This window comes from Streptomyces sp. NRRL F-5122, assembly GCF_001507435.1.
Lineage (GTDB): Bacteria > Actinomycetota > Actinomycetes > Streptomycetales > Streptomycetaceae > Streptomyces > Streptomyces lannensis.
In genome coordinates this window covers 1-23,813 of sequence record NZ_LMWH01000059.1, presented here as the reverse complement: position 1 = coordinate 23,813, position 23,813 = coordinate 1, and the positions used below count along the sequence as shown (strand labels likewise).

Here is a 23,813-nt window from a genome sequence, read left to right as displayed (position 1 = left end):
GAGACAGCTAACAGGCAGCGCAAAGGGTCAGTGTAGCCACTTGGCACACTGATGTCCAGTGCGAGTTTTCAGCGCTCACGATGGAGGCCCTCGTTGTCCCTCAACACCTGCGGGAAGCCACGCCCTCGATGCACATCGATACTGCCCTCTTCGTCGTCGATCCATGCCTCGGATTCGGATCGTTGTGACGACGCGTCCTGAGAATTGCGCGCTGCGTGCAGTTCGTCAAGGCCCCCCTTGCTCAAACCGGGTGCTGCCATCGTCACTTGCAACCTGTCACCGGGGCCCTCGGGAGGCACGACGAAGATCACCATACTCCCCGCGGCGGCGGTCGCAAGGCAGCCGCCGCCGGTCCCCCGGGAACGGCGAAGAGCGACCACCCGGATGGATGATCGCCCTTCGGTGCGTCCGCGTTACAGCCTCCCGGGTGAGCAGCGATCGGGCCCCCGGAAGGCCGTCTGCGCTGTTCGAGTGAACCGTGTCCCGCGTACGCGAAAGGGCCGTACGAGGCGGAAGCCCCGTACGGCCCAGTGAGCCCTGTGCGGGCCCGTGAGTCCGGTGCGGACCCGAGGAGGTGTTACTTGACCTCGACGGAGGCGCCGGCGCCCTTGAGGGACTCGGCGGCCTTCTCGGCGGCGTCCTTCGCGACCTTCTCCAGGACGGGCTTCGGGGCGCCGTCCACCAGGTCCTTGGCCTCCTTCAGGCCGAGGGAGGTCAGCTCGCGCACGACCTTGATGACCTGGATCTTCTTGTCGCCGGCACCGGTGAGGATGACGTCGAACTCGTCCTTCTCCTCCTCGGTCTCGACGGCGGCGGCCGGGCCGGCCGGGCCCGCGACGGCGACCGCGGCGGCGGCGGTGACGTCGAACTTCTCCTCGAACGCCTTCACGAACTCGGAGAGCTCGATGAGGGTCATCTCCTCGAACTGCGCGAGCAGGTCTTCCTGGCTGAGCTTCGCCATGATGGGCGATCCTTCCATTGATTCGGCTGGTGCCGGATGTACATGTCTGGCGGGCGTACGTTCGGCCCGCTACGACCGTCGCCTCAGGCGGCGGTCATGTCGCGAGCCGAATTACTCGGCACCGCCCTGCTCGGCCTGCTTGGCGCGAAGAGCGTCCACGGTGCGGACGAGCTTCGACGGGAGCGCCTGGAAGACCTGAGCAGCCTGGGTCTGCTTGCCCTTGAAGGCACCCGCCAGCTTGGCGAGCAGAACCTCGCGGGACTCGAGGTCCGCAAGCTTCTTGATCTCGTCGGCTGACAGCGCCTTGCCGTCAAGGACACCGCCCTTGATGACGAGGTTCGGGTTGTCCTTGGCAAAGTCACGAAGACCCTTCGCCGACTCCACCGGGTCACCGGTGACGAAGGCGACCGCCGTCGGACCGTTGAACAGGTCGTCGAGCGTCGTGATCCCGGCCTCGTTGGCCGCAATCTTGGTCAGCGTGTTCTTCACCACGGCGTACTGGGCGTTCTCACCGAGCGACCGGCGCAGCGTCTTGAGCTGCGCCACGGTGAGACCCCGGTACTCGGTCAGCACGGCGGCGTTCGAGCTGCGGAACTGCTCCGCGAGCTCGGCCACCGCGGCAGCCTTGTCGGGCCTTGCCATAGAGCGTCGGCCTCCTTCCGGGTGATGGGACCGCTCGGAAGGGGCTGGACAAAACGAACGCCCCGGCGCAGGCGCACGGGGCGGACTCGACCGGCTGTACGCGCGGTGCACGCACATACTCCGGGAGTTCTTCCACTGTCACCTGCGCGGGCCGTCCGCAATTCAGCGGATCCTTCGGTCACCGCACCCTCTTGCGAGTGCACAGCGACGACCAGCGGTCTTTGGCTTCGACAGGAAGACTAAGGGAACGGATCGCTGTCAAGCAAATCCGTTCCCCTGCGGGCTCAGCCCTGCTGGGCGTCCTTCATCGCGTCGGCGAACGAGAACGTGTCCTTGGCGGGCGGAGCCGTCACCGTCACCGGCTTGTTGAAGTCGAGGAAGGTGATGGTCGTGTCCAGAGGGCCCTTGTCGGTGTCGCTGCGCATCCGGAACTGCTTGGTGTGGTTGCTGCCGTCGATCCACATGTCCATGCTGATCGCGCCGGCGCCCATCTTCTCGTACGCGTCGATGCTCTTCTCGCGCCGGTCGAGGGTGGTCTTGTCCAGGTGCTGCTTCTTCAGGGCCGCACGCATCTCGTCGACCGAGACCTCGCCCTTGTAGTGCGTGGTCTTCACGCCGCCGACGGTCTCGGTGCCGACCTTCGTCACCCGCTTGGAGTCGGTGAGGAACGTGGACTCCTGGGCCGGGTTCCGATCGGCCTGCCCGGCGCCGAGCTGGTCGGCGCCGAGCTCCTTGTCCATCCCCAGCGCGGACAGATCGAACTTGAGCCAGCTCTTGCCGTTCAGCTCCTTGGCGGCCGCGGCGCCACCACCGACGTACATCACCTGGTCGACAAGGCGGATCTCGACCGGCCCGTCGGTGTCCTGGCCCGCGACCGTCATCTTCATGGCCATGGCGAGCGGCTTCAGGCTCATCCGGGCCTCGCCGCTGACCTTGCCCTCACCCGGGACCGTGCCGGTCATCCGGTAGTGCATGGATGTGATCTGCTCGGCGTTCTTCGCGGCCTCGGCCACGGCGGCGGCGGGCGTCATCCGCGGGGACTCCTCCGCACCACCCTTCGAACAGGCGACCGTTCCACCGCCCAGGACCAGCGCCGCGAGCGCCGCGCCCGCCGCGCCGCGCCCCATCGCGCCACGCACAGCAATCATCAAGAATCCCCCCAGGGAACATACTGTCGATCCATAGCAAGACCGTGAGCGTAACCCGGCCGGAACGCCTGTGGCTCGCGATTTCCGGATGACGCGTGTGACCTACACACGTCACGGAGTCTGCTCGCTCAGCAGGTCCTTGAAATCGGCGGTGTCCGCGACGGGTGGCCTTTCGGCCGCGACCCGCACTCCGTAGTCGCGGTAGTACGCGGTGGAGGACATCCGCCCCGTCGTCAGCTCCCCGCGCTCGGCCTTCTTCACCAGCAGGTCGTGGTCGTCGACCCAGATGTCCACGGTCTCCGTGGTGACCCCGGCCTGTTCCAGCCGCTCCTTGAGGTCGGCGGTGGCGGCGCCGGTGAGGGCGGCGGTGATGATCGTGCCCGTGTAGCGGGTGGTGCGCCGACCGCGCACCGTCTCCTCGCCTGCCCTGCGCAGGTTCCCCGAGGCGAGCAGGAGGCGGACCGGCTGGAGCGGAGCGGTGTTGCGCAGCTGGTCCGTCAGCTGCGTCCCGGTGCCTCCCGGGAGGGCCGCGAGGTCGTCGTAGGCATATCTGATCCAGTGCCGGCCGTCCAGGCGCCGGGCGAACGAGGTGCCGACCTTCGCGTAGTAGGCGTCCGGCAGCAACCGGGCCTCCATGGAGGCGCTGTTCAGCTTGCGCATGGTGTCGGCGAGCTGGCCGTCGGTGTAGGTGATGCGAAGGGTGCCGACGGATCGGCCGGCCCAGCCGAGGGCGCCGTCCGTGTGCAGCGAGAGCATCCCGCCCATGACCGTCGTGGACTCTATCCGTGCGGAGCCGGCCCTGACGGTGGCCCGCTCCACGGCGTGCAGGGCCGACGCCGAGCGGGGGTCCGCACGTCCCCCCGAGGGCACTGCGGCCCTCTTGGAGGAGTCGTCGCCGGAGGGGCTGCACGCCGCGACGGCGGCCAGCGCGGCGGCCACCGCGATCGGAAGGATCCCGCGCCGCACGATCCGGTCCCTCATCCGTCCCCCCTTGTGCGCTCCGTGATCATCACGCTAACTCCGAGTCGGGAGGAACGGCACGCATCTGAGGCGGAACGGCATGTGCCCGGTGTCGCACACAGGTACGTCGAGGCAGCGCACCGACCGCGCGGAGCCGTTGCGAGCGCCCCGGGACACGGCCGGAAAACACGGCCGGCCCCGCACCCGGAAGGGTGCGGGGCCGGCCGTCAGCTGCGCGTGACCGCGGCTGCCGTCGGTGTCAGACGGCGGCCGGGTCCTCCTCGGTGAGGAGGTTGCGGGTGCGGTTCGGGTCGACCGGAACGCCGGGGCCCATCGTCGTGGCGATGGCGGCCTTCTTGATGTAGCGACCCTTGGCGGCGGACGGCTTCAGACGAAGGATCTCGTCCAGAGCCGCACCGTAGTTCTCCACCAGCTTGGAGTCGTCGAAGGACACCTTGCCGATGATGAAGTGCAGGTTCGAGTGCTTGTCGACGCGGAACTCGATCTTGCCGCCCTTGATGTCGGTGACGGCCTTCGTCACGTCCGGGGTCACGGTGCCGGTCTTGGGGTTCGGCATCAGACCACGGGGACCGAGCACGCGGCCGAGGCGGCCGACCTTGCCCATGAGGTCCGGGGTGGCGACGACGGCGTCGAAGTCCAGACGCCCCTTCGACACCTCGTCGATCAGCTCGTCGGCGCCGACGATGTCGGCGCCCGCGGCACGAGCGGCCTCGGCACGGTCACCGGTCGCGAAGACCAGGACCCGGGCGGTCTTACCGGTGCCGTGCGGGAGGTTCACGGTGCCACGGACCATCTGGTCGGCCTTGCGCGGGTCGACACCCAGACGGAAGGCGACCTCGACGGTGCCGTCGAACTTGGTCGTGGAGGTCTCCTTGGCGAGACGGACGGCCTCGAGCGGGGCGTAGAGCTTGTCCCGGTCGACCTTGGCGTCCGCAGCGCGGAGAGCCTTGCTGCGCTTGCTCACAACTGCTCCTGTGTGTTCTGAAAGGAGTCGTGGTACGGGCCGAGCAGGCCCTGCCACGTGCGGCCGTCAGCCGCATGGTTCTGCGAAGGTGGGGTTCAGCCCTCGACCGTGATGCCCATGGAACGCGCGGTGCCCGCGATGATCTTCGAGGCGGCGTCCAGGTCATTGGCGTTGAGGTCGGGCATCTTGGTCTGGGCGATCTCGCGGACCTGCGCCTCGGTGATCTTGGCGACCTTGGTCTTGTGCGGCTCGCCGGAGCCCTTGTCCACGCCCGCGGCCTTGAGGATCATCTTGGCGGCCGGCGGGGTCTTGGTGATGAAGGTGAAGGAACGGTCCTCGTAGACCGTGATCTCCACCGGGATGACCCAACCGCGCTGCGACTCGGTCGCGGCGTTGTAGGCCTTGCAGAACTCCATGATGTTGACGCCGTGCTGACCCAGCGCCGGGCCGACCGGCGGAGCCGGGTTGGCCGCGCCGGCCTGGATCTGGAGCTTGATGAGCCCCGTGACCTTCTTCTTCTTGGGAGGCATTCCGGGTCCTCTCCCGTTTTCCGTTTCGATTTCCTAGTGCCCAAGGGCAAGACAGCCCGAAGGCAACCGCACAACCCTAGCGGGAATCCCTGTGCGGCCAAAAACCGAGCAGGTCAGACGGGCTGTGCAGCCGTCTGACCTGGCCGGTGGCTGGCCCGCCGGAAGGTGGTCCTTCGGGCGGGGTCGACACAAGTCTCTCATGCGCGGCGGGCCGCTCCGGCCGCCGGGCGCCGTTGCCCACGTCGCATGCCGACGCCACCACGGCCGCACCGGGTATGCGAGAGAGCCCCCGACCAACGGGAAACCGCTGGTCGGGGGCTCTCTCGGATGAGCGTCTGCTCAGTTCTTCTGGATCTGGTCGAAGCTCAGCTCGACCGGGGTCTCGCGGCCGAAGATCTCCACGAGGCCCTTGACCTTCTTGGAGTCGGCGTTGATCTCGTTGATGGTCGCCTGCAGCGTGGCGAACGGGCCGTCGGTGACGGTGACCGAGTCGCCGACCTCGAAGTCCAGCACCTGGACCTCGACCTTGCGCTGCGGCGCCGGCTTGCCCTCGGCCTCTGCGGCCTCGCGGGCGGCCTTCTCCTCGGCCTCCGGGGCGAGCATTTTGACGATCTCGTCCAGGGTCAGAGGGTAGGGGTCGTAGGCGTTGCCCACGAAGCCGGTGACACCGGGGGTGTTGCGGACGACGCCCCAGGACTCGTTGGTCAGATCCATGCGCACCAGCACATAGCCGGGGAGCTTGTTCTGACGGATGGTCTTGCGGTCGCCGTTCTTGATCTGGACGACCTCTTCCTGCGGCACCTCGGCCTGGAAGATGTAGTCCTCGACGTTCAGCGACACGGCGCGCTGCTCGAGGTTGGTCTTCACACGGTTCTCGTAGCCGGCGTACGTGTGGATCACGTACCACTCGCCGGGCAGGCTGCGCAGCTCCTCGCGCAGGGCCTCGACGGGGTCGACGGGCGCGGCCTCCTCCTCGCCGGCGACCTCGTCCTCCTCCACGACGTGCACGGCGGCCGTCTCGGCCGGCTCGCCCGCCTCGGCTTCCGCAGCCTGGAACTCGTCCACCTCGTCCGCGCCCTCGACGATGTCGAGCTCGTCATCCACGGACTCGTCCGGCTCGATGGCGTCGTTCAGGTTCGGGTCAGACACGTGGCTGCTTCTTCCTGGATACATAGGGGTAGAACATGCGAAAGGGGACGCCGGATACCTCGGCGCCCTTCGCTCGCGGCTCAGCCGAATACGTACTTGGCCGCGTGGTTGAGCCCATAGTCAATCACGGTCACCAGGGCGATCATGATGACGACGAAAACGATCACCACAGTGGTGTACGTCGTCAGCTGGTTCCGCGTCGGCCAGACCACCTTGCGGAGTTCCGCAACGATCTGGCGGTAGAAGAGGGCAAGGCGCTTGAGCGGGCCCTTCTTGGCTCGCTTGCCACCCTTGCGGGTCTTCTTCGGCTCCTGCACCTCATCCTGGGCGTCAGGCATGTCGATGGAGCCCACGGCGTCCGTCACTCGTCCTCACCTGAATCCCGGGTCGTGGCCGTGCCGCGCCCGGTGGAGCCGCACGGCGAGTGCAAAGGTACTCTGCGCACACTTCCTGATGGGAGTGTGTAGCAGGGCCGGAGGGACTTGAACCCCCAACCGCTGGTTTTGGAGACCAGTGCTCTACCAATTGAGCTACGACCCTTTGCTGTGTACCCCAACGTACCGCATCCGAGCGAGTGCTCGGTGTGCACCGGCGCGATCACGGCCGCTGGAGGCCAACGAGGTGAGAGTGTACGTGGTCCGGGGCCGGTCGTCGAACAGAAAGTGCCCGTAAGGGTTTTGCCGCCCGGAAGATCGCCCGGTCCGGCACCCGGATCCGGACGTGTGTCCGGTCATCGGCCCGGTCCGGTTCAGTCTGTGAAACCCGTGTGCCGGGCGCGTTTCCTGTCTGAAACCATGGGGCCATGAGCGCTGCAACCCCTCCCACCGAGCGCCGGGTCTCCGCCCGAGTCGGCGCGATCTCCGAGTCCGCCACCCTCGCCGTGGACGCCAAGGCCAAGGCCCTCAAGGCCGCCGGGCGGCCGGTGATCGGCTTCGGCGCCGGTGAGCCCGACTTCCCCACGCCGGACTACATCGTCGAGGCGGCCGTAGAGGCCTGCAAGAACCCGAAGTTCCATCGCTACACGCCGGCGGGCGGTCTGCCCGAGCTGAAGAACGCGATCGCCGCCAAGACGCTGCGCGACTCCGGCTACGAGGTTGACGCCTCCCAGATCCTGGTCACCAACGGCGGCAAGCAGGCCATCTACGAGGCCTTCGCCGCGATCCTCGACCCGGGTGACGAGGTGATCGTCCCGGCTCCGTACTGGACCACGTACCCGGAGTCGATCCGGCTGGCCGGCGGTGTGCCGGTGGAGGTCGTCGCGGACGAGACCACCGGTTACCGCGTGTCCGTCGAGCAGCTCGAGGCCGCCCGCACGAAGAAGACGAAGGTCGTCCTCTTCGTGTCCCCGTCCAACCCGACGGGCGCGGTGTACTCCGAGTCGGAGACCGAGGCCATCGGCCGCTGGGCCGTGGAGCACGGGCTGTGGGTGCTGACGGACGAGATCTACGAACACCTGGTCTACGGTGACGCCGCCTCCGTGTCGTTGCCGGCGCTGCTGCCCGAGCTGCGCGACAAGTGCATCGTGGTCAACGGCGTGGCGAAGACGTACGCGATGACGGGCTGGCGTGTCGGCTGGATCATCGGCCCGAAGGACGTGGTGAAGGCCGCGACGAACCTCCAGTCGCACGCCACCTCGAACGTGTCGAATGTCGCACAGGTGGCCGCACTGGCCGCCGTCTCCGGCGACCTGGAGGCGGTCGCGACGATGCGCGAGGCCTTCGACCGGCGCCGCAAGACCATCGTGCGGATGCTGAACGAGATCGACGGCGTGGTCTGCCCCGAGCCCGAGGGCGCGTTCTACGCGTACCCGTCGGTGAAGGCGCTGATCGGCAAGGAGATCCGCGGCAGGCGCCCGGAGGACACGGTCGAGCTGGCCGCGCTGATCCTCGAGGAGGCCGAGGTCGCGGTCGTCCCGGGCGAGGCCTTCGGCACCCCCGGTTACCTGCGGCTGTCGTACGCCCTCGGTGACGAGGACCTGGTCGAGGGCGTGAGCCGGATCCAGAAGCTGCTGGCGGAGGCGCGGGACTGACGTCCCGCTCCGCGCCTCGGGGCGATCACCCGCCGGCCGGCGGGTGATCGCCCCGTCCTTTTGTGCGAGCAAGACCACTAAAGGGGAAAGCGCTACCGGAGCGGCGGGAACGTGCGGCAGGATCCTGGAATGGAGCATGTACGTGATGTCTCTGCGCTGCCGAAGGCCCATCTGCATCTGCACTTCACCGGATCCATGCGGCCCGCCACCCTCCTGGAGCTGGCCGACAAATACGGTGTCCGGCTGCCGGAGACTTTGACCGAGGCCCTGACCAGTGGGGAGCCGCCGAAGCTGCGCGCGACGGACGAGCGGGGCTGGTTCCGGTTCCAGCGGCTGTACGACGCGGCTCGCTCGTGTCTCAGAGAGCCGGAGGACATCCGGCGGCTGGTGCGGGAGGCCGCGGAGGAGGACGTCAAGGACGGCTCGGGCTGGCTGGAGATCCAGGTCGACCCGACGTCCTACGCGCCGCGCCTGGGCGGTCTGATCCCGGCGCTGGAGATCATCCTGGACGCGGTCGACGGCGCGGTGCGGGAGACGGGTCTGGGGATGCGTGTCCTGGTCGCCGCGAACCGGATGAAGCACCCCCTGGACGCCCGCACCCTGGCCCGGCTGGCCGTGCGCTACCGGGATCGCGGTGTGGTGGGCTTCGGCCTCTCCAACGACGAGCGCCGCGGCATGGCCCGGGACTTCGACCGCGCCTTCGCCATCGCCCGCGACGGCGGCCTTCTCTCGGCCCCGCACGGCGGCGAACTGACCGGACCGTCGTCGGTGCGCGACTGCCTGGACGACCTGCACGCGCACCGGGTGGGCCACGGGGTGCGCGCGGCGGAGGACCCGCGTCTGCTGAAGCGTCTGGCGGAGCGGGGGGTGACGTGCGAGGTGTGCCCCACGTCGAATGTCGCCCTGGGCGTCTACGCGAAGGCCGAGGACGTGCCCCTGCGCACCCTGTACGACGCGGGTGTCCCCATGGCGCTGGGCGCCGACGACCCGCTGCTCTTCGGCTCCCGCCTGGCGGCGCAGTACGAGCTCGCCCGCCACCACCACGGCTTCACCGACGAGGAACTGGCGGAACTGGCCCGGCAGTCGGTGCGCGGTTCGGCGGCACCGGAACAGACCAAGGCGGAGCTCCTCGCGGGGGTGGACGCCTGGCTGGGCGGCCCGGTGGCCTGAGGAAGGGGTGACGGGCGCGGGTGGGCCGCACGGCAGGGGCCGCCCGCGCCGTCGGTGGACCGGAGCGGGGCTACCCGCTCCCCGCCGCACGGTCAGGAGCCGCCCTCGGTGGCCGAGACGCCGCCGAGCAGGGTGCGCGCGAGGCGGCGCGCGAAGTCCTCCACGGGAGGTCGGCCGCCCGTCTCCGCCGCGTCGTAGGCGAACGCGCGCTGCGCGCAGGCGCCGAGGAGCAGCGACGCGGCCGCGAAGGTGTCGGCGTCGGGTCGGACCCGGCCCGCCGACTGTTCGGCGCGGAGGTAGGCGTCGAGCGCCTCGATCGGCCGGTGCGGACCCGTCCCCATCTGCCGCATGGCCTCGTCGTGCCGCCGCTTGAGCTGCGTCTCGGCGTACAGCGACGCGGCGATCGGGAAGCTCTGCTCGTAGAAGAGGGCCGCACGCCGGGCGATCTCGGTGAGGTTCTCCTCCAGCGAGTGCCGGCCGGGTTCGGCCGCGAGTTCGCTGAGCAGCGGGCCCAGCCTGGGCAGCCGTTCCGCGAGGACGCGGATGAACAGCTCCTCCTTGCTCGGGAAGTACTTGTACAGCGCGGCCTCCGAACAGCCCGCGGCCCGGGCGATCTCCTTGGTCGTGGCGCGCGCGAGCCCGACGGTCAGCATCAGCTCCTGCGCCGCGTCGAGGATGCGGACCCGGGCCGGTCTCTGCTGCGCCGCCGGCGGCTGCGCCCCTGTGTGCTGCATGGGACCGAAGGATTCCACGACAGGGCCTCCAGGTCTTGACGGGTGGGTGAGTACATACCCACCCTAGGAGCCACCGAGGTGAGTGAGTACTCACCCACCCGTGTCGGCGAGAGCGGACGTACAGGAGGGGCACGCCATGAGACTCACCGTCTTCGGTGCCACCGGCGGCATCGGCCAGGAGATCGTCGGACAGGCCCTCGCGGCAGGGCACCGGGTCACCGCGGTCGTACGGGATCCCGCGCGGCTCACCGTCACGGGCACCGGCCTGGAGGTGTTCCGCGCGGATCTCGACGACCCCGACGCGCTGCGCCCGGCGGTGGCGGGCCGGGACGCCGTTCTGTCCGGGCTCGGCGCGCGCAGCCGCAAGGACGCCGGGGTGGCGACCCGGCTGACCCGTACGGTCCTGGATGCCCTGGAGGCCGAGGGGGTGCGCCGGCTGCTGGTGGTCAGCGCCGGCCCGGTCGGCCCCCGCCCCGAGAACGAAGGGGCCCTGGACCGGACCGTCCGCGGCCTCGTCTCCGTGATGCTCAAGGATGTCTACGCCGACCTGCGGGAGATGGAGGCCGAACTGGCCCGCAGCGCCACGGACTGGACGGCCGTGCGGCCGCCCCGCTTGCAGGACAAACCGCTCACCGGTTCGTACCGCACGGTCGTCGGCGGCTTCCCGCCCCAGGGTCGCTTCATCGCCCGCGCCGACGTCGCCCACGCGATGCTGGCGATGACCCATGACCCCGCGACGGTGAAGCAGGGGGTGGGGGTCGCCTACTGAGCCCGGCCGCGGCTGCCGTCGGGGCGGGGTCTAGAGGCTGACGCCCACCGTGACCGGCTCGTTGACCAGCGTGACCCCGAAGGCCTCGCGGACCCCGGCCACGACCTCGCGGGCCAGCGCGAGCAGGTCCTCGGTGGTCGCGCCGCCGCGGTTGGTCAGGGCCAGGGTGTGCTTGGTGGAGATGCGGGCGGGTCCGGTGCCGTACCCCTTCGTGAAGCCTGCCTTGTCGATGAGCCAGGCCGCGGAGGTCTTGGTGTGGCCCTCGCCCGCCGCGTACGCGGGCGGTTCCGCCCCCTCGCCCAGCCGCTCGCTCACCCGCGCCCGGAAGGCGGCGAACTCCTCGTCCGCGAGGATCGGATTGGTGAAGAACGAACCCGCCGACCAGGTGTCGTGGTCCTCCGGGTCCAGCACCATGCCCTTGCCCGCGCGCAGCTTCAGCACGGTCTCGCGGGCGGCGGCCAGCGGCACCCGGTCGCCGGCCCCGACTCCGAGGGCGCGAGCCGTCTCGGCGTACTTGACCGGGCCCGAGAGCCCCTGCGCGTCCTCCAGCCGGAAGCGCACCCGCAGCACCACAAAACGCTCGGGATCGGCCTTGAAGCGGCTGTGCCGGTACGAGAACGCGCACTCGGCGTTCGAAAGGGTGACCGTTTCCTGCGTCCGGCGGTCGTAGGCGATCACTTCACTGATCGTCGAAGAGACCTCCTGCCCGTAGGCCCCCACGTTCTGGATCGGGGTCGCACCCGCGGAGCCGGGGATGCCCGCGAGGCACTCGACACCGGCGAGACCGGCCTCGACGGTGCGGGCGACGGCATCGGTCCACACCTCCCCGGCGGCCAGCTCCAGCTCCGTACCGTCCAGACGGAAGCCGTCGGTCGCGATCCGCAGGGCGGTGCCCTCGAAGCCCTTGTCGCCGATGACCAGGTTGGATCCGCCGCCGATCAGCAGCAGCGGCGTACCGGCTCCGTCGGCCTCGCGGACGGCGGCGATCACCTCCGCGTCGGTGGTGGCGGTGATCAGTCGGGTCGCGGGGCCGCCCAGCCGGAAGGTGGTCAGCGGGGCGAGCGGGGCGTCGTGGAGTTCCTGCACGCGCCAAGACTACGAGACGGCCCCGGCGGCCCGGCATCGCACGGGTACGGCCCCGCCGGGGACCGGCGGGGCCGTCGAGGGGTGCCGGGTCCGCGGGATCCCGCTCAGGAAGCGGCCGTCTCCAGGGCCGGGGCCGGCTGCGCGGTGGCCGCGGCCCGCGGCGTGCGCCGCCGGGTCGGGATCAGCAGAGCCGCGACGCCCGCCAGGGTCACCGCCGCGGAGCCCACCACGAGCGCCGGCCGCAACCCGTCCACGAACAGCTGTGCGCTCCCGTAGCCGCCCCGGGCCGTGAAGATCGAGGACATCACGGCGATGCCGAGCGCGCCGCCGACCTCGCGCAGGGCGTTGTTGGCGCCGGAGGCGATGCCCTGTTCCCGGGGCAGCACGCTGGACATGACGAGGTTGGAGGCGGGTGCGAAGAACAGGGCCATGCCGATGCCGCTGATGATCAGTCCGGGCAGCTGAACGGAGTACGCGACGTCCGTCGTGGCCACCCTGGCCAGGTAGCCGAGGCCCGCGGCCTGGAGGAAGAGACCGGCTGCGACGACCGGGCGGCCGCCGATGCGGTCGGAGAGGATTCCGGCGATCGGCGCGACGAGCATCGGCATGCCCGTCCAGGGCAGCATCCGCAGACCCGCCTGGGTCGGGGAGTAGCCGAGCACCCCCTGCATGTACTGGCTGAGCAGGAAGATCGAGCCGAACATCCCGAGGAACATCAGCAGGCTCGCGGCGTTGATCCCGGAGAACGCCCGGGAGCGGAAGAGCCGCATGGGGAGCATGGGGTTGCGGCCCCGGATGCCGTGGAGGACGAAGCCGGCGAGCAGCGCGGTGCCCGCGAACAGGCCGGTCAGCACGACGGGGTCGGCCCAGCCGTCGGCCGGGCCGCGCACCAGTCCGTACACGATCCCGAAGAGGCCGCCGCTGACGAGCAGGGTGCCCGGGACGTCGAGCGCCGCGCCGGTGCCGTGGGACTCGGCGAGGCGGAATCGGGCGAGCGGCAGTAGGAGGAGGCCCAGCGGGACGTTCAGCCAGAAGATCCAGTGCCAGGAAACGTGTTCGGTCAGACTGCCGCCGATGAGGGGTCCGGACGCCACGGCGAGGCCGTTGACGGCCCCCCAGATGCCGTACGCCATTCCGCGCCTCGCGGCGGGGACCGCTGCGGTCAGCAGGGTCAGGGTGAGCGGCATCATGATGGCCGCCCCGACACCCTGGACGGCGCGGGCCGCGATCAGGGAGTCGATGCCGGGCGCGAGGGCCGCGGCGGCGGACGCGCCGGTGAAGACGGTCAGCCCTACGAGGAAGAGCCTCCTGCGGCCGAACCGGTCGCCGAGCGCCGCGCCGAACATGAGCAGGACCGCGAAGGTGAGCGTGTAGGCGCTCACGGTCCATTCCAGGTCGTCCAGCGCTCCCCCGAGGTCCTTGCGGATGGAGGGCAGGGCTGTGGTGACGACGAGGTTGTCGAGGGCCGCCATGAATCCGGCGACGCTGGTGATGACGAGGGCCCAGGCCGCTCCCCCGCGAGGTGCCTTCTGCTGTGACATCGCTCCCCCAGAGCGTGATCGTTGTGATGATTAGTTATTGATGACTAACTTTTACGGTCATGAAAAGGCGGATCCGCCTTCCCGGATCCGGCTACTTCTTCTTCGGCATGCCCTCATGGCCCTCGGCCGGGTAGAGCCCTTCCCAGATCCGGTGCCCGGGCGGAAAGCCCATGGACACCAGGCAGTTGATGAGCATCCCCTGCGCCATGAAGGTGGTGGTCTCCTCGACGTCGGCCCCGAGGGCCAGATGCACGACGTCCCACAGCCGCATCCAGCCGGCCCGCACCGTCTCCCCGAACTCGCGGTCGCCCGCCTGCTCGGCCGCGGCCACCGCGATGTACATCTGCATCTGCATCATCAGCCGTTCGGGCTGCTCGGCGATGACCTCGGTGTACGCCTTTCCCATGGAGTGCAGGGCCTCTTCCCCCTCGAGCCCTTCGGCCGCCTCCTCGAAGGTGCGGATGGTGTCCTCCACGCACCGCTCGGCCGCCGCGAGGAAGATGGCCTTCTTGCCGGGGAAGAGCCGGAAGAGATACGGCTGCGACACACCGACACGCTTGGCGATCGCCTCGGTGGACGTGCCGTGGTAGCCGCCGCGGGCGAACTCGCTCGTCGCCGCGCGGATGACGCTCTCGCGCCTCTCTTCTGCGCTCATCCTGACCATGCGGGATAAGTTAGTGGTTAATAACTAACTTCGTCAAGGGGTCTCCCGCGACGCGGTCGAGGGGCGCCGCACACGGCGCACGCCCCTCACCGGCCCCAGGTCAGGCCAGCCTCACGACCGCCCGTGACATGCCCAGTACCTTCTGGCCGCCGCTGGTCGCCGTGAGGTCGACACGGACCGTGCCGTCGTCGAGCTTGGCCGCCACCTTGGCGCTGACCTCGATGAGGGCGCCCTCTTCGTCGTTCGGGACGACGACCGGCTTGGTGAAACGGACGCCGTACTCGACGACCGCGCCCGGGTCGCCCACCCAGTCGGTCACCACACGGATCGCCTCGGCCATGGTGAACATGCCGTGCGCGATGACATCCGGCAGGCCCACCTCCTTGGCGAACTTCTCGTTCCAGTGGATCGGGTTGAAGTCCCCGGACGCGCCCGCGTACCGCACGAGCGTGGCGCGGGTGACGGGGAAGGACTGCGGCGGCAGTGCGGTGCCGACCTCGACGGCGTCGTACGCGATCTTCGCGGTCATCCTCGTCAGGCCTCCTCTTCCGGCGCCCGGGCCACGAGCTTCGTCCAGGCGGTCACCACGGGCTCGCCGGCCTCGTCGTGGACCTCACCGCGGATGTCCAGAATGTCGTTGCCGGCCAGTGACTTGATCGACTCGATGGTCGAGGTGACGCTCAGCCGGTCACCGGCACGGACCGGGCGGTTGTAGACGAACCTCTGATCGCCGTGGACCACCCGGCTGTAGTCCAGGCCGAGCTTGGGGTCCTCGACGACCTGGCTCGCGGCTTTGAAGGTGATCGCGAAGACGAAGGTCGGCGGGGCGATCACATCGGGGTGACCGAGCGCCGTGGCGGCCTTCCGGTCCGTGTAGGCCGGGTTGGTGTCCCCGATCGCCACCGCGAACTCGCGGATCTTCTCCCGGCCGACCTCGTACGGGTCGGTGGGCGGGTAGGACCGCCCCACGAAGGACTGATCGAGCGCCATGGGCTCGGCACCTCCTGATAGTTCATCGGGCCCGGCCTCGTCGGAGGCCGCCGACCCCTTTGTGCGGCCGGCTCGGCGTTCGGCCCGTGTGACCGATTCTGGGACCGTCGACGCGGCCGGTTCTGCGTACGCCCCGGCCGATGTCCGAATCTGCGTGGCGGGTGCGGTTGATCTGACCGATTCCGCGTTGCGCCCGGTCGGCTTCCGCATGTCGTCCCGGTCGGGACGGCCGGATGCGGTCGACCGGATCGGGCCATCCTGCTCCCGTCGCGGGAGACGACGCCCGCGCCCCGCCGACGGCGGCGGTCGATGGACCGGTGCGGCCCACCGCCAACGCCGCGAGGCCGCCCCCTTGCTGCTGGGGACGGCCTCGCGTACGAGCCTGGGTTATCGCGTCTCGCGGTGCGCGGTGTGCGCGTTGCAACGCGGGCAGTGCTTCTTCATCTCAAGACGATCCGGGTTGTTGCGCCGGTTCTTCTTGGTGATGTAGTTCCGCTCCTTGCACTCCACGCAGGCCAGCGTGATCTTCGGGCGGACGTCGGTGGCAGCCACGTGAGTGCTCCTTGACGAACAGATGGATAAAAACAACGCAAGAAAGAGTAGCCGACCGAAGGACCGACCCCACAATCGGCTACTACGAGTAGCGGTGACCGGACTTGAACCGGTGACACAGCGATTATGAGCCGCTTGCTCTACCGACTGAGCTACACCGCTGTGATGCGATCGGGCCCCGCCTGGCAGCGGGAACCTCACACACCAGAGCCCCAAAACGGAATCGAACCGTTGACCTTCTCCTTACCATGGAGACGCTCTGCCGACTGAGCTATTGGGGCGAGCGATGAAGACATTACACGCTCGCCCGCCGTTCGCCCAAATCCGTTTCGCGGCTCCCGCCCGGCCTGTTCCCCGGCCTTCCCCGTGCGTTTCCGCGGCTTGCGGCACCCCGACGCGACGGCTGCCCCACCGGCCACTCCCGCCGCATCCACTGCGGCGACGGCGGGGGGCCGCCGCCCGACGGACCCGCCATCGCGGTGACGGCCCTCCGTCGGCCGCGCACCGGAGGCCCGCCCGCGTCCGCGGAACCACACCCCGGTACGACTATTGCGCTCCTCCCCGCCGTGGCCGGGTCACCGCCCTAGGCTCGAACTCACTCTGTGTGATCTTGCCCCGGGGTGCGCAGCCTCCCCCGAACCACAGGAGCGCGATGCCCGACAGCCCAGCGCAGTCGTCTCTCGTCCCGTCCTCGCCGTCGGCGACGACCGACTCGACCGCCCTGCTGCTGAGCGGGGCTCGGCTGACCGACGGCCGGACGGTGGACGTGCGGCTGGGCGGCGGACGGATCGAGGCCGTCGGCACCGCCGGCAGTCTGGCCACGGGGGCCGCCACCGCCCGTGTCGACCTGCGCGGCTATCTGCTCCTGCCGGCCCCCGCCGAGCCGCATGCACACGGTGACACGGCCCTCACCGCGGACTGCGACGGTCCGGTGTCGAACGAGCCGGAGGAGGTCCAGCGCCGCACCACCGAGGCCGCGCTGCTGCAACTCGGGCACGGCGCGACGGCGCTGCGCTCGCATGTGCACATCGGTGACGCACAGGGCCTGGACGCGCTCACGGCCGTGCTGGGCGCGGGGCGTTCGCTGTGCGGACTCGCCGAGCTGACGACGGTGGCGATGCCCCGGGTGCTGACCGGTGTCGCGGGGGCCGACGGGCTCGCCCTGCTGCGCGACGCGATGAAGATGGGCGCCACGGTGGTGGGCGGCTGTCCGGACGCGGATCCGGATCCGACCGGTTACGTGGAGGCCGTCCTCGAACTGGCCGCCGAGTTCGGCTGTCCGGTGGATCTGCACACCGACGCCGGCGATCCGGCACGCCTCGCCCGGCTCGCGGCGATGGCCGGCGGCCTGCGCCCCGGGGTGACGCTCGGGCCGTGCGGCGGTCTGGGACGTCTGCCGGCGGGAGCCGCGGCCCGCTCCGCGGAACGGCTCGCCGCCGCCGGGGTGACCGTGGTCTGCCTGCCGCAGGGCCGCTGCGGTGGGGCCGAGCAGCGCGACACCGCCCCGGTGCGGCTGCTGCGGTCCGCCGGGGTGCGGGTCACGGCGGGGAGCGGAGCGCTCAGGGACGTGTCGAACCCGGTGGGGCGCGGGGACCCGCTGGAGTCGGCCTATCTGCTGGCGTCCCGTTACGGGCTGTCCCCCGAGGACGCGTACGACATGGTGAGCGCGTCGGCGCGGGCCGCGCTCGGGCTGCCCGCGGTGCGCGTGGAGGCGGGCTTCCCCGCGGAGCTCCTCGCCGTGCGGGGCGACCGGCTGGCGGGCGCGCTGTCGCTCGCGTACAGCCGGATCGTGGTGCACCGGGGGCGTGTGGTGGCACGCACGAGCGCGGTGCGCGAATACTGCAACTCGGCCGCGGTGGCGCTGGACCTGCCCCGGCAGGGGCGGGCGCAGCCGTGACGGTCCCCCGCCGGGCCTGCGGACACGGGATGGCGTGGATCCGCCGGTGAGCGCCGACCCCGCGAAAAGTCGTGCGGCGGATGCGTCCGTCCGGGCGTACGGTCGGAGACATGCGCATTGTCATCGCTGGTGGTCATGGTCAGATCGCGCTGCGGCTCGAGCGGTTGCTCGCCGCGCGCGGCGAGGAGGCCGCGGGGATCATCCGCCGTGCGGAACAGGCCGACGATCTGCGCGCGGCGGGCGCCGAACCGATCGTCTGCGACCTGGAGTCGGCGCCGGTCGAGGAGGTGGCCTCGCATCTGGAGGGCGCCGCTGCGGCCGTCTTCGCGGCGGGCGCGGGCCCGGGCAGCGGTGCGGCCCGCAAGTACACCGTGGATCGGGACGCCGCGATCAAGTTCGCCGACGCCGCGGAGCGGGCGGGCGTACGCCGTTTCGTCGTCGTCTCCTCGATGGGTGCGGACCCGGAGCATCAGGGCGACGAGGTCTTCGACGTGTATCAGCGCGCGAAGGGCGAGGCCGACGCGTATGTACGTGCCCACAAGTCCCTGGACTGGACGGTCCTGCGCCCCGGCCGGCTGACCGACGACGCGGGCACGGGCCTGGTGCGCCTCGAGGCGCACACCGGTCGTGGCGCGGTCACGCGCGAGGACGTGGCGGCGGTGCTCGCGGAGCTCGTCGACACGCCCGCGACGGCCGGTCTGACGCTGGAGCTCATCGGCGGTTCGACCCCGGTGTCCGTGGCCGTGAAGTCGGTGGCGGGGAACTGAGCGGGACGGGCGTCGCCGACCGGGGTTCCCCCTCGGCTGACCCACTGCCGCGGCTGCAGGAGGGCACGGGACGCGTTCGTCCCGTGCCTCCCGTCTCGGGGACGCCGACCGGCGGTGCGGCGCCCCCGCACCGCGACGCCACGGAGGTTCCGGTGAACCGATCGGGTGTGCGGGGCTCCTGACGGTGCGTCGGAGGCCCGGGCCGCCTCGAACGGACCGGCCCGGCAGGACGGCCGCGCGGCACGGCCCGCCCGCAGGCAACGACGAAGAAGCCGGTCATATATCGGCGGACGGGTCAGAAGAGCGGCATCTGACCGGGGAACTCCGGTACGGCGTAACCGTCGAGAGCGGGCTGCGCGGCGTCGGCCTGAGCGAGACGGCGGGATCCCGGGCAGGAGACGAGCGCCCCGCTGTTCCGCGCCCTTGGCGGGTCGTGCCGTGCGAACCGCCCGGCGACGACGGCGATGTCCCGTCGGCACTCGGGGCAGCTTCTGCGGCGAGACGACATGTCCTCAGCGTACGAGAACGGGCCGGGCGACGGCGGGAATCCCGGTCCGTGCACGGATGCGGAGGGGCCGGTGGGGCCGGTACGAGGACCGCGAGGCGCCGAATCAGCCGATGTAGGGCGTGGCGCGCCCCTCGTCCATGGCGTGATCGATCCGCAGCCGCATGGTGGGGTGCACGTCCAGGCCTCCCAGGTCCGCGGGGTCGACCCATCGGACCTGGGTCGTCTCCGAGCTGGTGCGGAGCACCCCGCCGACCGGGCGTGCCCGGAAGCACAGGCTGAACTGCTGGCGTACCTCCCCGTCGTCGTACCGCATGACGTGTCCCGGATCGGTGTAGATCCCGGACAGATCGGCGACCTGCACCTCGACGCCGGTCTCCTCCCGCACCTCTCGGACGACGGTGTCGGCGATGGACTCGCCGAGGTCGTGGCCGCCGCCCGGAAGCGCCCACCGTCCGTTGTCCGAGCGCTGCACCATCAGCACGCGTCCGGCGCCGTCCCGGACGAAGGCCACGACCGAGGGGACGACGGAGTCGGCGAGCGGGGCGTCGGGATCGTGCAGGTAGTCGATACGGCCCATGGAACTGACCCCCCGGGGTGCTACAGCGCTCGAGCGGTGGGCGACAGCGGTTCCACCGACCCAAGTCTGCTCCTGTTCGGTGCCCCGGGTGGGCGACGCGATCCGGTCCGAAGGTCGCAGGCCCGCTGGATGAAGTGGCGCGAGCCGGGTCGATCGGCGCATCGCCCGCGCCGTGTGCGCATCGGCCAGATGCACCGTAAGCTTATTGTGTATCGATCATTTCAGAAAGATACCGCCATGGACCTGCACCTCAACGGCAAGACCGTCATCGTCACCGGCGCCAGCCGCGGCATCGGGCTCGCCGTCGCACAGGCCTTCGCCCATGAGGGCGCCCATGTGGTGGCCGGGGCCAGGCATCCCGGCAAACCCCTCGAGGAACTCGCCGACTCCCACGGACTCGTACCGGTGGCAGGGGACCTCACCACCGTCGAGGGCGTCGAACGGCTTGTGGAAACGGCCAAGGACCGCTTCGGCGGCATCGACGTCCTCGTCAACAACGTGGGCATCGTCCACCTCCGGCCGAACGGCTTCCTGTCGGTCACCGACGAGGACTTCGCCAAGACGCTCGACGCGAACTTCTTCAGCGCCGTCCGTGCCTGCCGCGCGGCCCTTCCCGCCCTGCTGGCCGCACGCGGAACGATCGTCACCATCAGCTCCGTGAACGCCTTCTACCCGGACCCCGGGCTCATCGACTACACCGTCTCCAAGGCCGCCCTCACCAACTTCTCCAAGGCCCTGTCCAAGGAGGTCGGACCGCAGGGAGTCCGCGTCAACACCGTGGCCCCGGGTCCCGTTTCCACGGACATGTGGCTGGGCGAGTCGGGCCTCGCCTCGCAGGCGGGCAGTGCCATGGGCGTGGATCCCGACACCGCGCGGGAGAAGCTCGTCGAGGGCACGGGCGGATTCGCCACCGGTCGTTTCACCCGCCCCGACGAGGTCGCCGACCTGGTGCTCCTGCTCGCCAGCGACCGCGCGGGGAACATCACCGGCACCGATGTCACCATCGACGGCGGCCTCATCAAGACGCTCTGACCCGGGCGTCCCGGGTGCCCAGGCATACGGGTGTCCCGGCGCCGCCCGATGTGCGGGCCCCGTACGCCGCTCAGGGCGACAGCCGCCCCGTCAGGAACGCGCGCACCACGGAGTCGAACAGGTCCGGGCTCTCCCAGAACATCAAGGAGGCCCTGCACGCCGGGGAGTCCGCGACGCGCCTCCACCTGGCCGCCGCCTGGCGGGAGGCCACGGTGTTCACGGAGGCCGAGCGTGCCGCCCTGGAGCTGACGGAACAGGGCACACGTATCGCGGACGCGGCGGGCGGCGTCACCGACGAGGCCTGGCAGGGCGCCGCCAAGCACTACGACGAGGAACAGCTCGCCGCCCTGGTGTGCGCCATCGCCCTCAGCAACGCCTACAACCGCGGGAACGTCATCGTCCGGCAGCCCGCCGGCGACCACCGGCCCGGCAGGTTCGCGTAGGCAGGGGATCTGCGCGGCGCTTCACGGTCGAACCCGCCCGGTCTCCGAGTGGCGGCATCACCCTCGTCCGCCGGCCCGAGGCCCTACCGGGTCAACGCACGAACAGGGAGGCCCCGGCGGTGGCCGTGGTGCAGCCGGCGATCAGGAGACACGCGCCGACGGCGTGCCTCCTGAGCAAGGCGTGCCGCAGGGTGGCGTAGCGGGCCTCGTACTCCCCGCGCAGGCGCCCCGCCCGGTCGGCCGTGGCCTGCAGGGCCTGCCGTGTCAGACCGAGGCGCTGCTCCGTGTAATGGCGGGTCAGGTCCTCGGCCTGCCCGCTCGTGAGCCAGGGCAGACGCGCGCAGAGGGCATCGGCCTCGCGCTGCGCCTGCTCCCGCTCCGCCTGCAGGAGGAGGTAGCCCTCGACCTCGTTGGCGAATGCGCCGCTGTGCGGGTCCAGCGGGGTCCCGTGGCAGCCCGGCGATGTCAAGGCCGGCCTCTTTCGCGTCCTGGCGCATCCACCGCGGCGCGCCTGCCGGGGCCACCCTCGTAGTCGAGTTGGGCGACCTCGGGGTGGTGCAGGTCGAACGCCGGGGACTCGGTGCGGATCCTGGGCAGCGTGTGGAAGTTGTGCCGCGGCGGCGGGCAGGAGGTCGCCCACTCGAGCGAACGGCCGTAGCCCCAGGGGTCGTCGACACCCACCGGCTTGCCGTACTTGGCGGTCCTCCACACGTTGTAGAGGAACGGCAGCATCGACAGGCCGAGCAGGAACGACCCGATCGTGGAGACGGTGTTCAGCCAGGTGAAGCCGTCGGTCGCGAGGTAGTCCGCGTAACGGCGCGGCATGCCCTCGGTACCCAGCCAGTGCTGCACCAGGAAGGTGGTGTGGAAGCCGATGAACAGCGTCCAGAAGGTGATCTTGCCGAGGCGTTCGTCGAGCATCTTGCCCGTCATCTTCGGCCACCAGAAGTGGAAGCCGGCGAACATCGCGAAGACGACCGTGCCGAACACCACGTAGTGGAAGTGGGCCACGACGAAGTACGAGTCGGAGACATGGAAGTCCATCGGCGGCGAGGCCAGGATGACACCGGAGAGGCCGCCGAAGAGGAACGTCACGAGGAAGCCCGTGGCCCACAGCATCGGTGTCTCGAAGGACAGCGAGCCGCGCCACATCGTGCCGATCCAGTTGAAGAACTTCACCCCGGTCGGCACTGCGATCAGGAAGCTCATGAAGGAGAAGAACGGCAGCAGCACACCGCCGGTGACGTACATGTGGTGCGCCCACACCGTGATCGACAGGCCCGTGATCGAGATGGTGGCTCCCACCAGACCCATGTAGCCGAAGATCGGCTTGCGGGCGAACACCGGGATGACCTCGGTGACGATGCCGAAGAACGGCAGGGCGATGATGTAGACCTCCGGATGCCCGAAGAACCAGAACAGGTGTTGCCACAGCAGCGCGCCGCCGTTCGCCGAGTCGTAGACGTGGGCGCCGAACTTGCGGTCCGCCTCCAGGGCGAACAGCGCGGCGGCCAGGACCGGGAAGGCGAACAGGACCAGGACGCTGGTCAGCAGCACGTTCCAGGTGAAGATCGGCATGCGGAACATGGTCATGCCCGGCGCGCGCATGCATACGGCCGTGGTGATGAAGTTGACCGCGCCCAGGATCGTGCCGAAGCCGGAGAAGGCCAGACCCATGATCCACATGTCGGCACCGATGCCGGGAGACCGGATCGCGTCCGAGAGCGGGCTGTAGGCGAACCAGCCGAAGTCGGCCGCGCCCTGCGGAGTGAGGAAGCCGCCGACCGCGACGGTCGAGCCGAGCAGGTAGAACCAGTAGGCGAGCATGTTCAGCCGCGGGAACGCCACATCGGGCGCGCCGATCTGCAGCGGCATGATCCAGTTCGTGAAGCCGGCGAACAGCGGCGTCGCGAACATCAGCAGCATGACCGTGCCGTGCATCGTGAAGGCCTGGTTGAACTGCTCGTTCGACACGATCTGCAGGCCCGGGCGGGCCAGTTCGGCGCGCATGAGCAGGGCCATGACGCCGCCGATGAGGAAGAACGCGAACGACGTCGTCAGATACAGCGTGCCGATGGTCTTGTGGTCCGTGGTCGTCAGCCACTTCACCACGACGTTGCCGGGCCGCCGGTGCCGGAGGGGCAACTCGTCCGCGTACGACTCCTCGGCTGCCGCGGCACCGTGGGGTTCGTCGATGATGCTCACAGGTGGCTCTCTCCGATGCTCGCGGTTCGCGTCGTCAGTCAGCCGCCATCCTGGCCGCGCCGGGGGTGGGGCCGCCGTCCCGATGGACCCGAATACGGCCACTGGTATGACGGTCGGACTCCAATGGAGCAGCCGGGGCGTGTCCTCGTGGCCGCCCGCGTCGTCGACACGCCGTGCCGGGTGTGCCGGGCTTTGCGGCGGTCCCGTGCCCGGGGCGGTTCGAGATGACGGGCGGCGACCACTCGGTACCCCGTGGCGCACACAACCGGCCGCGGTGGGTCCCGCATGTGCCGGTCGCACACCGCGGAGCGCAGCAGCACCAGGGCGGGTCCGTCCGCGCAGACTTCATGGCACGGCACCCGGTTACCCCAGCATGCGACACGCAGGTCTCTGACCTGGCCCGGTACGGCGTCATGCGGCTGTTACTCACTTTCGGGTGACGCCCGGGAAACGGGTGGGGTGGCGGACCCTGTC

Annotated in this window: 27 protein-coding genes and 3 tRNA genes; 7 read left to right on the top strand and 23 right to left on the bottom strand. The window is 70.1% G+C overall.

The window, feature by feature from the left end; all coding sequences use genetic code 11:
* Positions 1–68: 68 nt before the first annotated feature.
* The 10 genes from ADL25_RS48910 to ADL25_RS09135 form a co-directional block, all read right to left on the bottom strand.
* Positions 69–314 (bottom strand): hypothetical protein, encoded by a 246-nt coding sequence (locus tag ADL25_RS48910; RefSeq protein WP_159044905.1) that lies wholly within the window; start codon positions 312–314, stop codon positions 69–71.
* 263 nt (positions 315–577) lie between these two features.
* Entirely contained in the window at positions 578–961 is a 384-nt protein-coding gene (gene rplL, locus ADL25_RS09175) for a 50S ribosomal protein L7/L12 (RefSeq protein WP_059127164.1), read from the bottom strand.
* A 111-nt stretch (positions 962–1,072) separates the two neighbouring features.
* Positions 1,073–1,603, bottom strand: coding sequence for a 50S ribosomal protein L10 (gene rplJ, locus ADL25_RS09170; RefSeq protein WP_059127163.1), 531 nt, complete (start codon positions 1,601–1,603; stop codon positions 1,073–1,075).
* Between the two features lie 284 nt (positions 1,604–1,887).
* A complete protein-coding gene (locus tag ADL25_RS09165) occupies positions 1,888–2,751 on the bottom strand; it encodes a DUF1396 domain-containing protein (protein ID WP_234380763.1) in 864 nt (287 codons plus the stop codon).
* A 111-nt stretch (positions 2,752–2,862) separates the two neighbouring features.
* Positions 2,863–3,732, bottom strand: coding sequence for a hypothetical protein (locus ADL25_RS09160; RefSeq protein WP_059127161.1), 870 nt, complete (start codon positions 3,730–3,732; stop codon positions 2,863–2,865).
* A 238-nt stretch (positions 3,733–3,970) separates the two neighbouring features.
* Entirely contained in the window at positions 3,971–4,696 is a 726-nt protein-coding gene (gene rplA, locus ADL25_RS09155; protein WP_059127160.1) for a 50S ribosomal protein L1, read from the bottom strand.
* A 95-nt stretch (positions 4,697–4,791) separates the two neighbouring features.
* Positions 4,792–5,226 carry a 50S ribosomal protein L11 gene (gene rplK / locus ADL25_RS09150; protein WP_059127159.1) on the bottom strand — a complete coding sequence of 145 codons (435 nt, stop codon included), beginning with the start codon at positions 5,224–5,226 and terminating at the stop codon, positions 4,792–4,794.
* A 339-nt stretch (positions 5,227–5,565) separates the two neighbouring features.
* Entirely contained in the window at positions 5,566–6,375 is an 810-nt protein-coding gene (nusG, locus tag ADL25_RS09145; protein WP_059127158.1) for a transcription termination/antitermination protein NusG, read from the bottom strand.
* 80 nt (positions 6,376–6,455) lie between these two features.
* Positions 6,456–6,740: a preprotein translocase subunit SecE gene (gene secE / locus ADL25_RS09140; protein WP_059127157.1), complete on the bottom strand. Its 285-nt coding sequence runs from the start codon at positions 6,738–6,740 to the stop codon at positions 6,456–6,458.
* A 102-nt stretch (positions 6,741–6,842) separates the two neighbouring features.
* Positions 6,843–6,915, bottom strand: a tRNA-Trp gene (locus ADL25_RS09135).
* Between the two features lie 262 nt (positions 6,916–7,177).
* On the opposite strand from ADL25_RS09135, the gene ADL25_RS09130 reads away from it, so the two are divergent.
* Together ADL25_RS09130 and ADL25_RS09125 are read left to right on the top strand one after the other, a co-directional pair.
* Complete coding sequence (locus ADL25_RS09130; RefSeq protein ID WP_059127156.1) at positions 7,178–8,404, top strand: pyridoxal phosphate-dependent aminotransferase; 1,227 nt, start codon at positions 7,178–7,180, stop codon at positions 8,402–8,404.
* Positions 8,405–8,533: 129 nt separating this feature from the next.
* Entirely contained in the window at positions 8,534–9,574 is a 1,041-nt protein-coding gene (locus ADL25_RS09125; protein WP_059127155.1) for an adenosine deaminase, read from the top strand.
* A 92-nt stretch (positions 9,575–9,666) separates the two neighbouring features.
* Here the strand turns inward: ADL25_RS09125 and ADL25_RS09120 are convergent, their stop codons facing one another.
* Positions 9,667–10,308 carry a TetR/AcrR family transcriptional regulator gene (locus tag ADL25_RS09120; protein WP_059127274.1) on the bottom strand — a complete coding sequence of 214 codons (642 nt, stop codon included), beginning with the start codon at positions 10,306–10,308 and terminating at the stop codon, positions 9,667–9,669.
* A gap of 136 nt (positions 10,309–10,444) precedes the next feature.
* On the opposite strand from ADL25_RS09120, the gene ADL25_RS09115 reads away from it, so the two are divergent.
* Entirely contained in the window at positions 10,445–11,077 is a 633-nt protein-coding gene (locus tag ADL25_RS09115) for an NAD(P)-dependent oxidoreductase (RefSeq protein WP_059127154.1), read from the top strand.
* Positions 11,078–11,107: 30 nt separating this feature from the next.
* On the opposite strand, the gene ADL25_RS09110 is transcribed toward ADL25_RS09115, so the two are convergent.
* From ADL25_RS09110 to ADL25_RS09075, 8 genes are all read right to left on the bottom strand, one after another.
* Positions 11,108–12,163, bottom strand: a complete 1,056-nt coding sequence (locus ADL25_RS09110) for a UDP-N-acetylmuramate dehydrogenase (protein WP_059127153.1) — start codon at positions 12,161–12,163, stop codon at positions 11,108–11,110.
* Between the two features lie 104 nt (positions 12,164–12,267).
* The gene (locus ADL25_RS09105) at positions 12,268–13,704 is read right to left on the bottom strand and encodes a DHA2 family efflux MFS transporter permease subunit (RefSeq protein WP_059127152.1); all 1,437 of its coding nucleotides are present in this window, start codon (positions 13,702–13,704) and stop codon (positions 12,268–12,270) included.
* Positions 13,705–13,795: 91 nt separating this feature from the next.
* Positions 13,796–14,368, bottom strand: a complete 573-nt coding sequence (locus tag ADL25_RS09100; protein WP_199839132.1) for a TetR/AcrR family transcriptional regulator — start codon at positions 14,366–14,368, stop codon at positions 13,796–13,798.
* A 100-nt stretch (positions 14,369–14,468) separates the two neighbouring features.
* A complete protein-coding gene (locus ADL25_RS09095; RefSeq protein WP_059127151.1) occupies positions 14,469–14,897 on the bottom strand; it encodes a MaoC family dehydratase in 429 nt (142 codons plus the stop codon).
* A 5-nt stretch (positions 14,898–14,902) separates the two neighbouring features.
* A complete protein-coding gene (locus ADL25_RS09090; RefSeq protein ID WP_059127150.1) occupies positions 14,903–15,358 on the bottom strand; it encodes a MaoC family dehydratase N-terminal domain-containing protein in 456 nt (151 codons plus the stop codon).
* 387 nt (positions 15,359–15,745) lie between these two features.
* Complete coding sequence (rpmG, locus tag ADL25_RS09085; protein WP_003948671.1) at positions 15,746–15,910, bottom strand: 50S ribosomal protein L33; 165 nt, start codon at positions 15,908–15,910, stop codon at positions 15,746–15,748.
* A gap of 89 nt (positions 15,911–15,999) precedes the next feature.
* Positions 16,000–16,072, bottom strand: a tRNA-Met gene (locus ADL25_RS09080).
* A 46-nt stretch (positions 16,073–16,118) separates the two neighbouring features.
* Positions 16,119–16,191: transfer RNA gene (locus ADL25_RS09075), tRNA-Thr, on the bottom strand.
* Positions 16,192–16,562: 371 nt separating this feature from the next.
* On the opposite strand from ADL25_RS09075, the gene ADL25_RS09070 reads away from it, so the two are divergent.
* Together ADL25_RS09070 and ADL25_RS09065 are read left to right on the top strand one after the other, a co-directional pair.
* Positions 16,563–17,807 (top strand): amidohydrolase family protein, encoded by a 1,245-nt coding sequence (locus tag ADL25_RS09070; protein ID WP_059127149.1) that lies wholly within the window; start codon positions 16,563–16,565, stop codon positions 17,805–17,807.
* A gap of 110 nt (positions 17,808–17,917) precedes the next feature.
* On the top strand, positions 17,918–18,574 hold the full coding sequence (locus ADL25_RS09065) for an SDR family oxidoreductase (RefSeq protein WP_059127148.1): 657 nt from the start codon (positions 17,918–17,920) through the stop codon (positions 18,572–18,574).
* A gap of 295 nt (positions 18,575–18,869) precedes the next feature.
* On the opposite strand, the gene ADL25_RS45890 is transcribed toward ADL25_RS09065, so the two are convergent.
* Together ADL25_RS45890 and ADL25_RS09060 are read right to left on the bottom strand one after the other, a co-directional pair.
* Positions 18,870–19,082, bottom strand: coding sequence for a hypothetical protein (locus tag ADL25_RS45890; RefSeq protein WP_079050258.1), 213 nt, complete (start codon positions 19,080–19,082; stop codon positions 18,870–18,872).
* 103 nt (positions 19,083–19,185) lie between these two features.
* Positions 19,186–19,659, bottom strand: coding sequence for an NUDIX domain-containing protein (locus ADL25_RS09060; protein WP_059127147.1), 474 nt, complete (start codon positions 19,657–19,659; stop codon positions 19,186–19,188).
* A gap of 237 nt (positions 19,660–19,896) precedes the next feature.
* On the opposite strand from ADL25_RS09060, the gene ADL25_RS09055 reads away from it, so the two are divergent.
* Complete coding sequence (locus ADL25_RS09055; RefSeq protein WP_059127146.1) at positions 19,897–20,691, top strand: SDR family NAD(P)-dependent oxidoreductase; 795 nt, start codon at positions 19,897–19,899, stop codon at positions 20,689–20,691.
* Positions 20,692–20,705: 14 nt separating this feature from the next.
* Positions 20,706–21,134: a carboxymuconolactone decarboxylase family protein gene (locus ADL25_RS09050; protein WP_234380761.1), complete on the top strand. Its 429-nt coding sequence runs from the start codon at positions 20,706–20,708 to the stop codon at positions 21,132–21,134.
* Between the two features lie 91 nt (positions 21,135–21,225).
* On the opposite strand, the gene ADL25_RS09045 is transcribed toward ADL25_RS09050, so the two are convergent.
* Entirely contained in the window at positions 21,226–21,603 is a 378-nt protein-coding gene (locus ADL25_RS09045; protein ID WP_234380759.1) for a hypothetical protein, read from the bottom strand.
* Positions 21,600–23,339 carry a cytochrome c oxidase subunit I gene (gene ctaD / locus ADL25_RS09040; RefSeq protein WP_059127145.1) on the bottom strand — a complete coding sequence of 580 codons (1,740 nt, stop codon included), beginning with the start codon at positions 23,337–23,339 and terminating at the stop codon, positions 21,600–21,602. Before ctaD ends, ADL25_RS09045 begins: the two co-directional genes overlap by 4 nt.
* Positions 23,340–23,813 lie beyond the last annotated feature (474 nt).